The organism is Xenorhabdus sp. IM139775, assembly GCF_028598745.1.
In the GTDB taxonomy this organism is placed as follows: Bacteria; Pseudomonadota; Gammaproteobacteria; order Enterobacterales; family Enterobacteriaceae; genus Xenorhabdus.
This window is the reverse complement of the sequence record NZ_JAQRFK010000009.1, coordinates 13,533-27,711: the sequence shown is the minus strand read 5'-3', so window position 1 is coordinate 27,711 and position 14,179 is coordinate 13,533. Positions and strand designations below refer to the sequence as shown.

The window sequence follows — 14,179 nt, the reverse complement described above, 5'->3', positions numbered from 1 at the left end:
AAATGGTAAAAGATTGAAGATTGATTCGGTGTACTTAAATCAAAAATAAGGTGATCACCTGAATGATCACCTTATTTTCATTATCTTGTCATGACACTGTTTTTATCTTGAAACTGTTTTGTCTTGAAACTATTTTTATCTTGACACCGTGCTTGCCACGATCACCTCGCCCCACCAATGGTGGCTGTCATTCTGATTTGACGGTTATCGGTGATTTCAAGGTTGGACAGGACAACCAATCGCGGTAATACACGACGCAGGAAACGAGACAACAGTGGGCGAAGCGCATGGTTGACCAATAATACCGGCGGAGCGCCCAACATTTCCTGACGCTCCAGTGCCTCTGCCGCCTGACGCTCCAAACTTTCTGCCAGACCCGGTTCTAATCCGCCCCCATTTTGCAATGCCTGTAGCAGCAATCTTTCTAATCCGGTATCCAAACCAATGACTTTGATTTCATCCACAGCGGGGAACCATTGTTGGGCAATCGCCCTGCCAAGTGCAATTCGGATCATCGCCGTCAGTTCATAAGGGTCTTTCTGCACCGGCGCATGTTCTGCCAGTGTTTCAATGATGGTTCGCATATCGCGGATCGGCACTTGTTCCGCCAGCAAGTTTTGCAGAACTTTATGCAGCGTTGTCAGGCTGACAACATCAGGAATAAAATCTTCCGTCAGCTTCGGCATTTCCTGACTGACGCGCTCAAACAATTGCTGTGCTTCCTGTCTTCCGAACAGTTCACTGGAATGCTGGGACAGCAAGTGGTTTAAGTGAGTGGCAACAACGGTGCTGGCCGCCACGACGGTATAACCTTGCACTTGTGCCTGTTCCCTTAAGCTGTCATCAATCCAGACCGCAGCCAGGCCAAAGGCGGGATCGGTTGTCAAGTCACCTTGCAATTCACCGATGGCCCCCCCCGGATTAATCGCCAACCAACGCCCCGGATGGGCTTCACCACGACCAATTTCTACGCCTTTCATCATGATACGGTAGCTGGCGGGAGCTAATTCCAAATTGTCACGAATATGCACGACCGGAGGCAGATATCCCACTTCTTGCGCAAATTTTTTACGAATGCCGCTGATACGGCCGAGTAATTCACCGTCCTGACGGAAATCCACCATGGGGATCAAACGATAACCCACTTCCATGCCCAGTGGATCTTCCAACTGTACATCAGACCATGAGGCTTCTGCGGTTTGCTGCTGTTCTTCCACCGCTTTCATCTCTTCATGCTGTACCAACAGCGGATCTTTCTCCTTACGCAAGAGGAAATAGCCCGCACCCGCCAAGGCAGCCGTAAATAACAGGAAGACGAAATTAGGCATTCCCGGCACTAAACCAAGCATGCCAAGGACACCCGCGCTCAACATCATGACTTTGGGATTGTTGAAAAGCTGGTTAACCATTTGCTGGCCCACATCTTCATCCGTCGCTACTCGGGTGACGATAACCCCCGCCGCCGTGGAGATGATTAATGCCGGCAACTGGGCAACCAATCCGTCACCGATGGTCAGCAGGGTATAGGCTTCTGCGGCATCCCCCAAGGATAAACCGTGTTGGGCAACACCCACGATGAGTCCACCGACGACATTGATCACCAATATCATCAATCCGGCAATCGCATCACCGCGCACGAATTTACTTGCACCATCCATTGAACCGTAGAAATCCGCTTCCTGTGTCACCTCGGTACGACGTTTTTTGGCTTCATCTTCGCCGATCAATCCCGCATTCAAATCAGCGTCAATCGCCATCTGTTTACCGGGCATACCATCCAATACAAAGCGCGCACCGACTTCGGCAATACGTCCCGCACCTTTGGTAATGACCATAAAGTTAATCAGGATCAAGATCACGAACACCACGATACCGATCGCGAAATTACCGCCAACCAGAAAGTGACCAAAGGCTTCCACCACTTGACCTGCCGCTGCCGACCCCGTGTGTCCTTCCATCAGGATGATTCGGGTGGAAGCGACGTTAAGTGATAAACGCAGTAAGGTTGAGAACAACAAAATGGTCGGGAATGCGGCAAAATCCAGCGTCCGGCGGGTGAACATGGCCACCAGCAACACCATGATGGACAGCGCGATGTTGAAAGTGAACAGGAGATCGAGCAGAAATGGGGGTAACGGCAGTACCATCATCGACAAGATCATCAGGATCAGAACCGGCCCCGCCAGTATTTGCCACTGGGTGCCTTTCATATTTGCCGATAAGCGGTTCCCCGATAAACGATTTCCCAATAAATGAAACAATGAGGCCAGATTAGCCATGACGATTATTTTCTCCAGCAAAATCCAGTGCGGGCGGCACTGGCAGATTTTCAGGTTGTTTCGGTTTCAGGCCACCTTCCTGTTTCCAACGTTTCAATTGGTAAACCCAGGCAAGCACTTCTGCGACAGCAGCATAAAGCGCCGCAGGAATAAAGCCGCCGACCTCAGCATGGCGAAACAACGCCCTTGCCAAAGGCGGGGCTTCCAGTAATGGAATACGATTTTCCGCCCCCATCTCTTTGATGCGCAAGGCAATGAGTCCCGCGCCTTTCGCCAACACTTTGGGGGCACTCATTTTTTTGCTGTCATACTGCAAGGCAACGGCGTAATGCGTCGGGTTGGTGACGATCACATCCGCCTTTGGCACATCCGCCATCATGCGTTTACGCGCAGCCGCCCGCTGTTGTTGACGAATTCGTGCCTTTACATGCGGGTCCCCTTCTTGCTCCTTAAATTCATCCTTGATCTCCTGACGGGTCATTCTCAATTTTTTCAGGTGGCTACGGATTTGGTAGAGCACGTCAAACGCCACCATGGGGATCAACATAAATAAGACAATATAACTGGCAAAAATCAGCATCATCATGGAATCACCCAACGCTATCAGCGGGTGCTGGGCAGTCAGGTTGAGCATGGCAGGCCAATTATGCCAGATAAACAGGGTCGTACCGCCGCCCACCAGTAACGCCTTCAAAATCGCTTTGAACAGTTCCGCCAGCGCATTCATGGAGAAGATTTTCTTCAAACCAGAGACAGGATTCAGTTTAGCCAAGTCAAATTTGATCGATTTTGAGCTGAATATCAGCCCGCCCATCAACGCGGGCGCACTGAGGGCAATCAAGACCAATCCGATAAAAACCGGCAACAATGCCCAAACTGCCTGTTTCAGCAATCGGCCGGCTTGTTGCACCATCTGTTTGTCGTTACTGACCATGTTATGGTCGAAGTTGAATCCTTCAAACACCATCAGGGAAAGTTCATGCGTGATTGACTGCCCGCTCATCCAGAGCAGGCTGACCCCTCCCGCCAACATCAGGATTGAGGTGAGTTCCTTGGAACGCGCAATTTGCCCCTCTTTACGGGCTTTTTCCCGTTTATGGGGCGTAGGTTCTTCGGTTTTTTCGAGATCGCTATCTTCGGCCACAGCTTTCCTTGGTGAGCGTTCGTGATGACATGCAGAAAATTTGCCTTTAGGAAAAAGCAAATAAAATTGTGTTAAGCATGACAAAAGCCCAGAAATTTAATGGCGGGAACACTGCGAAATTTGCAGGGGTATTTGAGGCATTATAATGACGATCATGAATTGAGATGGCTGTTATCAGCCATCTCTGTGGGTGGGTTTAATCCGTTTTAACAGGCACCTTGATATCAATACTATCGGCATTAACATCACGGATATGATCTTTCGTTAGCCGATAAACAACCGGACTAAGGAACGCAATCGCTATCAGGTTGGGGATCGCCATCATGGCATTGAGGGTATCCGCCAGCAACCAGACAAAGGTCAATGACTGGGTGGCACCAATCGGCAATGCGATAATCCAAGCGATACGGAAAGGTACAATGGCTTTTGGCCCCAGCAAGTATTGAATACATTTCTCACCGTAAAAACTCCAGCCCAAAATGGTGGTGAAGGCGAAAACAGCCAAGGCAACGGCAACGATATAGTTGCCTCCCGGGATCACGGATGAAAAAGAAGCCGCAGTCAATGTTGCACCTGTCTGACCGGTCAGCCAGCCGCCTGTAATAACAATGGTCAAGCCCGTCACGGAGCAAACAACAAGCGTATCAATAAAGGTGCCCAGCATGGCAATTAAACCCTGACGAATGGGGTTTTGGGTTCTTGCCGCCGCGTGGGCGATAGGGGCGCTTCCCATTCCCGCTTCGTTCGAGAATACACCACGGGCAATACCAAAACGGATCGCCGCCCAAACTGCGGCACCGGCAAATCCCCCCTGTGCGGCAACGGGTGTGAACGCGGATTTGATGATTAAAACAAAGGCGTCGGGAATAGCGGTAATATTGAGTGCCAGAACGATAATGCCAGCCCCAAAGTAACCGATCGTCATAACCGGCACTAATTTACCGGCAACATCAGAAATACGCTTGATGCCGCCAATCAGTACGGCGCCAACCAAAATGACCAAGATCCCGGCGGTGATGGTTTTTTCGATCCCAAAGTTACTTTGCAATACGTCCGCGACAGAGTTGGCTTGCACGGTATTGCCAATACCAAAACCAGCGATACTACCGAAAAAGGCGAAAAGTGTTCCCAGCCAAATCCATTTTTTCCCCAAACCATTTTTGATGTAATACATCGGGCCGCCAATGTAATTACCGTTTTTATCGGTTTCACGGAAACGTACCGCCAGCACCGCTTCTGAATATTTCGTCGCCATACCCACCAGCGCGGTCATCCACATCCAGAACATGGCTCCCGGCCCGCCCATGACAATGGCGGTCGCCACACCGGCGATGTTTCCAGTCCCGATTGTCGCTGACAGTGCTGTCATTAGTGCGTTAAACGGTGAGATTTGGCCTTCCCCCCGTTGTTCATTTTTTTGGAAAAGTAATCTGAATCCCATGCCTAATTTACGGATCGGTAAAAAAGACAAACGGATCTGCATAAAGATACCGATACCCAAAAGCCCAATCAGCATGGGAACTCCCCATACGACCCCATTTAGTGCAGCTAACCATTGTGTAACCAGTTCCATAGACACCCTCAGCATTTAACGCAACAAATTGGCAACAAAATTATTTCAATTAAATAAAGAGCATTTTGGGAAAATAAGCGAGGATTAATTGAGTATCTTTAGCGAGAAAAAATTGATACTGTGAGTTGAGTCACTCGTTTGGGTTATTTTTTATCAATTTTATTGATAATAATTATTCTCACATCAATTTTCCTGATCTTCCCCCCATCAAAAACAAATTTTTATCTCGTCATTAAGCAAATTAAAGGTTTTTTATAGCAAATAAATCGGTATTATGCCTAATCTACCCTATAGGCTTCAGGTTGCCGCCCGCAAGACAAAAGCAGCTTGACGTATGACGAGTACAATATGACGAGTACAAATAGTGCCAAAAGTCACTAAAGGAGCCTCAGTGGCAAGAGTGGGTTACATCAGGGTGTCAACAAATGACCAAAATAGCGATTTACAAAGAAACGCGTTAGTCAATATTGACTGTGAACTGATTTTTGAAGATAAGATCAGCGGGAAAACCGCTAATCGTCCGGGGCTAAAACGCGCCTTAAAACACCTTAAGCCCGGCGATACCCTGGTGGTCTGGAAATTGGATCGGCTGGGACGCAGTGTGAAACATCTGGTCATGCTGATTTCGGCACTGCATGAACGTGGCATCCATTTTCAAAGCCTGACCGACAGTATTGATACCAGCACAGCAATGGGGCGGTTTTTCTTTCATGTGATGAGTGCATTGGCAGAAATGGAACGCGAACTGATTGTGGAAAGAACCAATGCAGGCCTGGCCGCCGCACGGGAACAGGGACGAATTGGCGGCCGGCCAGTCGTGTTTATTGAGGAAGCCCGGCAACAAGCCGCCAGATTACTGAATAAAGGACATAGCCGGAAACAGTTGTCGATTATTTACGACGTGTCGCTGTCAACGATTTATAAGTATTTACCTGTGGGGAAAGAGATTAGTTGATAAAATCTTTTATCAAATTAACCCATTCTGTTGGCTTTTCAAGGTGTACCGCATGGCCACTGTTAATCTCTCGGTATGTACTGTTCTTAATATTTTTATCAACTTCACGTACCAGATAAGGCGGGATTAATGTGTCACGGTTTAATCCGATAACCAGCGTCTCTTGCCCTATTTGGGTAAGGTCATTTTTGATGTCTAGGGTTAGCCCCAAAGCGATACGTTCTTCGATCCCTTTTTCTGCCGGCTGAGCGCAGATCCGCTGTAGGGTTTCCTGTCCCAGCGATGAGAGAAATTCCGCGCTTAAGGCATGGGACAGACCGAAAGCCATTGCTGATGCTTTATCATTCCGTTCCAAATGCAACCAAGTCTTGAAGATCAATTGATGGCGAGGATCACGATTTGTCGCCCACGGTGCGGTCAATATTAATTTATTGATAAGATTCGGGTAGTTGGCTGCTACCACCGCCGCAACCACGGCACCCAAGGAAACGCCCACTAAATCAACCGGCGTGTGACTGCTCTCTGCTATCACAGCAGCAACTTGCTCCGCCAGATGTTCAATCGTCACTGTTTCCGGTGGTAATTCAGAATTGCCACACCCGGCATAATCGGGAATGATAACCGCGCGATCACGACTAAATGCTGTTTTAATTTCTGCAAAGCTACTGTTACCGCTGCTATTTGTGCCATGCAGGAAAACGATGGGGTTTTTATGACACTGAACTTCTGGAAATTCTTTACGGTAAGAAACAAATGAATCTTTCAACTCAATGACGTTAACGATCGGCTTCACAATGCTTACCTCTATATGATCTGAATGAATGCGTTTTTATACACCAAATCAAATGGATAACTCTGTGATCTCACCTGCTTTCCGATATATTAATTCCGTAGCAGGCATTTGGGCCAGCTATCCGGCTTACCCAAATGCACTCAAAATATAAAAATACGGTTCGTTAAATTCTGTTCGTTAAATCTATTTGTTAAGGTAATACACTCGTTATCAAAAGCCTAAACTATCCAACAAATCATCAACCTGTTCTTGGTTGGCAATAATACCAGCCCCATTCTGGTTAACTTGAGGGCCGTTAAGAAGACTGTCGTTCTCTTTTTTTGCCTTAGCCATCTGGTCAGAAGGTATATTCTCCATCAATACCATGACCAACTGTTTTTCCAGTTCCTGAATGACTTCCATCATCCGTTTGATTACCTGCCCGGTGAGATCCTGAAAGTCTTGCGCCATCATAATCTCAAGCAATTGCGCATTGGTAAATGAGGTGTGATCAGGCACCAGATTCAGGTAGTTTCTCGTATCCGTGACCAGTGAGCGGGCATTCGTCAGATCCAAATTTTCCGGGTTTGCAAACCACTCATCCCAACGTTGGGTCAAGTCTTTTGCCGATGCTTCCAATTCGTTCTGGCGGGGCTGTGCAACTTCAACGCAGTTCAGCACCCTTTCAGCCGCCTGTGCCGTCATTTGGACAACGTAATTCAATCGCTCTCTTGCATCCGGGATCGCCTCAGCCGCTTGAGCAATGGTTTGATCCAATCCCAGTTCACGTAAACTATCGCGCAGCATTCTCGTTAACTGCCCAATACGACTGATTATCTCACTGGTCGAGATTGCCTCATCTCTTGGCATGACTGGATTTACACTCATTTTGTCTCCTTAGAGCCCCAATTTTTCAAATATTTTATTGAGTTTCTCTTCCAAAATGGCCGCAGTAAACGGTTTCACAACATAACCGCTGGCTCCGGCCTGTGCTGCTGCAATAATGTTCTCTTTTTTCGCCTCTGCCGTTACCATCAGGACAGGTAAGGCAGCCAGTTTTTCTTCACTGCGAATTGTTTTCAGCAATTCGAGGCCATCGATATTTGGCATGTTCCAGTCAGAAATAACGAAATCAAATTCGGCAGTGCGAAGCTTGGTCAACGCTTCTGCCCCATCCTGTGCTTCGTCTACGTTGTTAAAACCCAGCTCTTTCAGTAGATTACGTACAATTCGGCGCATCGTTGAAAAGTCATCGACGACCAGAAATTTCAGATCCTTACTTGCCATAAAAACTCCTTGGAATTTCACTTATCCCGCAGCGCAGCGCTGCAAAAGTTAACATCAAACACAATGATCAAATATCACGACCAAATACAACAACCAAATACAACAACTAAATACGAATCGATTGCCCCGCGCTAATTTTGGCCAGCATCGTTTTACTGATTTTTTGCAGATCCATGACTTCATCCACCGCACCCAACTGGATCGCAGCTCGTGGCATACCAAATACCACACAACTTTTTTCGCTCTGGGCCAACGTGTAAGCACCTGCCTGTTTCATTTCCAGCAAACCCGCAGCACCATCATTGCCCATGCCGGTTAGGATAACGCCTACCGCATTACGTCCGGCATATTTAGCAACGGAACGAAATAGCACATCAACCGAGGGACGATGGCGATTAACCGGCAGGGCATGGGTTATCATGATTTGATAATTGGCACCACTGCGGCAAAGCTCCATATGGCGATCGCCGGGTGCGATGTAGGCATGTCCCGGCAGGACACGCTCCCCATCTTCAGCTTCTTTTACTGTGATCTGACTGAGTTTATTGAGTCTTTCGGCAAAAGAACGGGTGAAACCCGGGGGCATATGTTGCGTGATCAATAAAGCCGGACTGGTGACCGGCAGGGGTTGCAGCAGGTTTTTGATTGCCTCTGTTCCCCCTGTCGAAGCGCCTACTGCGATGAGTTTTTCACTGGATAGTAATGGCTTGAAATGCAGGGGGGTTGTACTGACAGGTTCAGGTGCCTCCGTGCTGATTTTGGCCTGCGCAGCAGCACGGATTTTTTCGGCAATCAGTTCACTATAAGCCAACATACCTTCACGGATACCCAGTTGTGGTTTGGTCACAAAGTCCACCGCGCCCAGTTCCAGTGCTTTCAAGGTAATTTCCGAACCTTTTGCTGTCAGAGAAGAAACCATCACAACAGGCATGGGACGCAACCGCATTAATTTTTCCAAAAAATTAATGCCATCCATGCGCGGCATCTCCACATCCAATGTTAATACCTGCGGGTTGTGCTTTTTGATTAAATCGCGGGCAACAAAGGGATCTGGCGCACAATCCACGACTTCCATATCAGGGTGACTATTGATAATTTCCCGCATGATTTGACGCATCAACGCCGAATCATCCACACAAAGAACAGTTATTTTATTCATGACCCCTCCTTGCCCGGCTTAGACCGTAAACGGTCTGCCCTTGCAAGTAGAACTCTCGGCTGATTTGAGTGACGTTTTCGGAATGCCCTGCAAAGAGCAAACCATCCGGTTTTAAGAAACTGACAAAACGGCGCAAGATCCTTTCCTGTGTCTTTTTGTCAAAATAAATCATGACATTACGACAGAATATCGCATCAAATTTGCCCTCCAGTGCCCAATCCGAATCCAGTAAGTTCAAGTGCTGAAAACTCACCAGTTCAGCCAGTAAAGGGCGAACCCGAGCATATCCTTCAAAGATCCCCACCCCTTTGAAAAAATATTTTTTCTTTTGATTTTCATGAAAATACTGTAATTCTTCCAGCCGATAAACACCGAGCCTGGCTTTTTCCAGCACACTGGTATCAATATCGCTGCCAATGATTTTTATCCGATTTGACCGATGCCCCAGTACATCACACAAGGTCATGGCAATAGAATATGGCTCTTCTCCCGTTGAAGCGGCAGCGCTCCAGACGCGGTATGTCCCGCCATTTTTTCGGCTGGCATGTGCCGCCAGAATGGGAAAATGGTGGGCTTCCCTGAAAAATGCCGTGAGATTAGTGGTCAACGCATTAATAAAAAGTTCCCACTCTTTACTGTGACTGTCTTGTTCCAGAATTGACAGATATTGACCAAAATCGTTCAGCCCCAATACCCGAAGCCGTCTGACTAAACGGTTGTATACCATCTCACGCTTATTTTTTGCCAGTACTATGCCAGCCCGTTGATAGATAAACTGGCAGATGCGCTCAAATTGCGCATCTGACAAAGCATGCCGCTGAAGCATAAAGTTCAGCAGGGCGTTAGCATCAGTATCTGAAGCTATTGGATTGGATTTCATCTGACCTCAGCGTACTTGGCTCACAACATACTCATCAGTCATGTTTGATGCAGCAGGTGATTGATGATCGTACCCATCTTCCAAATTTTCAGGCAGTTCAAATTGAGCAACGGTTTTCACCAACATGTCCGCTTTGTCTTCAAGGGCAGAAGCCGCCGCCGCAGACTGTTCCACCAATGCCGCATTTTGCTGTGTGACTTGATCCATTTGGCTGACGGCTTGGGCAACCTGATGAATGCCACGGCTCTGCTCATCAGAAGCGGCAGCAATTTCAGCCATTAAATCAGTCACCTGATTGACCGATTTCACCAATTCATCCATTGTCTGCCCGGCATTGTTCACCAGTTCTGAACCTTGGTTAACCCGTTGGACAGATTCATCGATTAAGGTTTTAATTTCTTTCGCGGCTTCAGCACTGCGTTGTGCCAGATCACGGACTTCACCGGCGACCACAGAGAACCCGCGCCCCTGCTCACCGGCACGTGCCGCTTCAACGGCTGCGTTCAGTGCCAGAATATTGGTCTGGAAGGCGATACCATCAATAACACTGATAATGGCGCTGATTTTCTTCGAACTTTTGGCGATTTCGTCCATCGTTGCCACAACACTGGTGGTCAGTTCGCCGCCTTTTGAAGCCGTCTGGGAAGCGGATACCGCCAGTTCACTGGCTTGGCGCGCATTTTCGGCATTCTGTTTAACGGTAACGGTTAATTCTTCCATACTGGCAGCCGTTTCTTCCAGTGATGCCGCCTGTTGTTCGGTACGTGAAGATAAATCGGTGTTGCCTTGGGTAATTTCTTGAATACCAGAATACATCTGGTTGGTATTTCCACGCACCGCCGCAATGGATTTGATTAATGATGCCTGCATGTCGCGCAGCTTGCGGAAAATATCACCGATTTCATCATCGGTGGTAACAGCAACTTCTTTATCCAAGCGCCCTTCCGCGACATCCCGGAAGCAAGCCCCCATATTCGAAAACGGCCTGAGCAAGTTACGTCTCAGCCACCAATGGGCCGCGCCTGAAACAACAAATACCATTAAGACAGCGCCAAAAAACATGGCAATGGCGACTTTGTAGTAAAATTCCCCTTCCGAAACGGATGAACTAATGTTAGCGCCGAGGTACTGCATATAGTTGTTATAGGCGATTTCCATTTTACGCTGGTAACTTTCTGTCGGCTGATCAAGGAAAGCCTGAAAATTTCCTTCGTAGAGATACGTTTTTAGCTCTTTTAATGCGTTGATATGTTCCTGATAAGCGTGTTCAACCTCAGCAAATAACGCTATGCCATGATCCGTATTTTCCATCCGGGGTAATGCACTTAATTTGGCGAAGTTCCGTTCTGCTTCATTCAAGGCGCTTTTCAGTAACGCCTCCATTTCTTCTATCTCCGCTTGTGGCTGCCCGACTTTATGAGCAATTGCGATTTTGTTCAGCGTATTACGCGTTTGCAACAATGCCGACCAACTCAAGCCAAGGGTATCTCTCCGTTGAGTGCCCAGATCTATCCTTTCGATATATGACTGGTCTGTATGAATTATTCCCAGAGACAAACCACTCGAAATAATTTGCATAACACAAAACATCATCAGTAACAGATACAAACTGGTTGATATGCGAAGCTTGCCTAACATGTAATCACCCTCGTTTAACGGCTGCATGATGCAGCCGTGGTTATCGCTATTATTTTTTAGAATGTTTCCCAATTAGATGGGTCTTCCACGTTGCTGTCTTTTTTCAGCACGGGAGAATGTGTTCTATTAGCTGGAGGAGTCGACGATTTTATCGTCGATAAAACTTCATGTTTTCTTTTTTCAGGCTGCTTCCTTTCTGCCTGCTCCGGTAACTGGAACAACGCAACTGCTCTGGTCAATACCTTGGCCTGCTCTTCCAATGCCGCAGCCGCGGCAGCGGACTGCTCAACCAATGACGCATTTTGCTGGGTGACTCTATCCATTTCTGAAATCGCGACACCCACTTGCGTGATCCCTCTGCTTTGTTCATCAGAAGCCGATGCAATTTCCCCCATGATGTCAGTCACGCGGGTAACAGAATCGACAATTTTATTCATGGTTTCGCCGGCGCTTTCTACCTGTACGGAGCCAGTATCGGTGCGGTTTACCGAGTCTTCGATCAATCCCTTGATCTCTTTGGCTGCCTCTGCACTGCGTTGTGCCAGATTGCGCACTTCGCCGGCGACCACCGCAAAACCGCGGCCATGCTCACCCGCACGGGCAGCTTCCACGGCAGCATTCAGGGCAAGAATGTTGGTCTGGAAAGCAATAGCGTCAATCACGCCGGTGATATCAGAAATTTTGCGGGAACTGTCTGCAATGTCATGCATCGTCTGAACGACATTCGCCACGACTTTGCCTCCCTGACGGGCGATCTCAGAGGCGTTGTCAGCCAAATTGCTGGCTTGGCGGGCATTGTCAGCATTCTGTTTGACTGTTGCCGTCAACTGTTCCATGCTGGCAGCCGTTTCTTCCAACGAAGCCACTTGCTGTTCGGTACGGGAAGAAAGGTCGTTGTTACCCGCCGCAATTTCGCTGGTGCCGGTATAGATGGTTTCGGTGCTTTGATGGACACTCCTGACCGTATTGATCAACTCTTCCTGCATGTGTCTCAAGCCAACGGCCAACATGCCCATCTCATTATTGCCCGAGACGGTGATCGTATGGGTCAGGTCCCCTTTTGAGAAGGCCTTGATGTTATCCAACAATTTGTGCAACGGATCGATCAACGACTTACGCAAGCCTATCCAACTGATGATCATGGCCACTACCAGCAGGGCCATCACAAAGATCAATGCAGTAATGATATTGCTGTAAGCATTGTCAGCTTCCTGTGATACCTGATCATAAAACTTGGCGCTCTGGGAGAGATAGAGGTTAAATTCCGTATTAAACGCGTTCTGATAACCTGTCGTTTTATGGAGGAAAAATGCTTGAAAGTTATCTTGCGTCAGAAAGTTATCCAACTCTTTAAGCGCATTCAGAAAGTCATGATGAGTCTGTTTCAAACGTTGCAGATGTTCTGGATCATAAAAAGACATTTTTTCAGTCTGTTCATATTGCTCGAAGAACCGTTCAGCACGGGCAATATTCGCCCTGGCTTCTGCCAGCGCTTCATCAACTTTATAACTGCCTTCAACACCGCGATCTTTCATGACATGCATGATACCAACGCGGTTCAGGTTATTGCGGGCTTGCAGCAGGTTAACCCAGCTTTCATCCAGATGGATTTGCTGCTGTCGCATTTTATCTATTAAGTCAAAGGCCTCTATATCATTCTTCAACCCCTTGAAGAACAGTCCCCCGGAGATAAGTTGCAAAGCACCAAATAATATGATGACTGAGATTAATCCCGTCACTATTTTCATTCGGTTAAACATAACTTCCCTTTTTAATAAATTGCTATGCCAGTGTTATCGGCACGCTTAAAGGGAACTTTACGTGTAATTTCAAAAATTGATTTTTTACTGTTTTTTTTTGATCTAAAGCAAACGGGCTGCTGTTTTTTATTGCAACAGCCCAAAAACGCCGATTTTAAGACATTAACCCTTGGCGACGGAATCGACCAATGCCATTTCTTCACTGTTGAGCAGTTTCTCAATATCCACCAGAATCAGCATCCGATCATCAATAGAACCCAGCCCCGTAAGATATTCGGTGGATAAAGTGACCGCGAATTCTGGCGCTGGACAGATCTGATCTTCTTTCAGGGACAGCACATCCGAGACACCATCAACGACAATCCCAACCACACGGTTAAGCAGGTTCAGGACAATCACAACGGTGTTGTCGTTATACGTGACATTTTCCTGTGAAAATTTGATCCTCAGATCGATAATAGGGACAATCACGCCACGCAGGTTAGTGATCCCCTTGATAAAGGCAGGTGTGTTCGCAATACGGGTAACCTGATCATAGCCGCGAATTTCCTGTACTTTTAATATCTCAATTCCATACTCTTCGTTACCCAAGGTGAAAACCAGATATTCCCTTCCGGTCGTTTCCCCTGATAATTTATTTAATTCTTCTATGGCTGACATGACGTTACCTTTTTTAGTGTGAAATATTTTTACTCTTCACCTTTCAAGCGGCTTTTTCTGTAGTGGGTAGCT

At 47.4% G+C, this 14,179-nt stretch carries 12 protein-coding genes; 1 reads left to right on the top strand and 11 read right to left on the bottom strand.

Going from position 1 to position 14,179, the window contains the following annotated elements; all coding sequences use genetic code 11:
- Window positions 1-161 precede the first annotated feature (161 nt).
- The 3 genes from flhA to PSI17_RS03330 all read right to left on the bottom strand — a co-directional run bounded on the left by flhA (window position 162) and on the right by PSI17_RS03330 (window position 4,996).
- Complete coding sequence (flhA, locus tag PSI17_RS03340; protein WP_443255994.1) at window positions 162-2,279, bottom strand: flagellar biosynthesis protein FlhA; 2,118 nt, start codon at window positions 2,277-2,279, stop codon at window positions 162-164.
- Entirely contained in the window at window positions 2,272-3,423 is a 1,152-nt protein-coding gene (gene flhB, locus PSI17_RS03335; RefSeq protein WP_273550602.1) for a flagellar biosynthesis protein FlhB, read from the bottom strand. Before flhB ends, flhA begins: the two co-directional genes overlap by 8 nt.
- Window positions 3,424-3,619: 196 nt before the next feature.
- Window positions 3,620-4,996, bottom strand: a complete 1,377-nt coding sequence (locus PSI17_RS03330; protein ID WP_273550601.1) for an alanine/glycine:cation symporter family protein — start codon at window positions 4,994-4,996, stop codon at window positions 3,620-3,622.
- Between the two features lie 391 nt (window positions 4,997-5,387).
- Here PSI17_RS03330 and PSI17_RS03325 point away from each other — a divergent pair, with 391 nt between their 5' ends.
- Window positions 5,388-5,951, top strand: coding sequence for a recombinase family protein (locus PSI17_RS03325; protein WP_273550600.1), 564 nt, complete (start codon window positions 5,388-5,390; stop codon window positions 5,949-5,951).
- Here the strand turns inward: PSI17_RS03325 and PSI17_RS03320 are convergent.
- From PSI17_RS03320 to cheW, 8 genes are all read right to left on the bottom strand, one after another.
- Window positions 5,944-6,744 carry an alpha/beta fold hydrolase gene (locus PSI17_RS03320; RefSeq protein WP_273550599.1) on the bottom strand — a complete coding sequence of 267 codons (801 nt, stop codon included), beginning with the start codon at window positions 6,742-6,744 and terminating at the stop codon, window positions 5,944-5,946. The two genes, PSI17_RS03325 and PSI17_RS03320, sit on opposite strands and share 8 nt — an antisense overlap.
- A 210-nt stretch (window positions 6,745-6,954) precedes the next feature.
- Window positions 6,955-7,611, bottom strand: a complete 657-nt coding sequence (gene cheZ, locus PSI17_RS03315) for a protein phosphatase CheZ (RefSeq protein ID WP_273550598.1) — start codon at window positions 7,609-7,611, stop codon at window positions 6,955-6,957.
- 9 nt (window positions 7,612-7,620) lie between these two features.
- Window positions 7,621-8,010, bottom strand: a complete 390-nt coding sequence (gene cheY, locus PSI17_RS03310) for a chemotaxis response regulator CheY (protein ID WP_273550597.1) — start codon at window positions 8,008-8,010, stop codon at window positions 7,621-7,623.
- A 106-nt stretch (window positions 8,011-8,116) separates the two neighbouring features.
- Entirely contained in the window at window positions 8,117-9,169 is a 1,053-nt protein-coding gene (locus tag PSI17_RS03305; protein ID WP_273550596.1) for a protein-glutamate methylesterase/protein-glutamine glutaminase, read from the bottom strand.
- Complete coding sequence (cheR, locus tag PSI17_RS03300) at window positions 9,162-10,049, bottom strand: protein-glutamate O-methyltransferase CheR (RefSeq protein WP_273550595.1); 888 nt, start codon at window positions 10,047-10,049, stop codon at window positions 9,162-9,164. The genes PSI17_RS03305 and cheR overlap by 8 nt, the downstream gene beginning before the upstream one ends.
- A gap of 6 nt (window positions 10,050-10,055) precedes the next feature.
- The gene (locus PSI17_RS03295) at window positions 10,056-11,687 is read right to left on the bottom strand and encodes a methyl-accepting chemotaxis protein (protein WP_273550594.1); all 1,632 of its coding nucleotides are present in this window, start codon (window positions 11,685-11,687) and stop codon (window positions 10,056-10,058) included.
- Between the two features lie 56 nt (window positions 11,688-11,743).
- Window positions 11,744-13,447, bottom strand: coding sequence for a methyl-accepting chemotaxis protein (locus PSI17_RS03290; protein WP_273550593.1), 1,704 nt, complete (start codon window positions 13,445-13,447; stop codon window positions 11,744-11,746).
- Between the two features lie 162 nt (window positions 13,448-13,609).
- Window positions 13,610-14,107 (bottom strand): chemotaxis protein CheW, encoded by a 498-nt coding sequence (gene cheW / locus PSI17_RS03285; RefSeq protein WP_273550592.1) that lies wholly within the window; start codon window positions 14,105-14,107, stop codon window positions 13,610-13,612.
- Window positions 14,108-14,179: the final 72 nt, after the last annotated feature.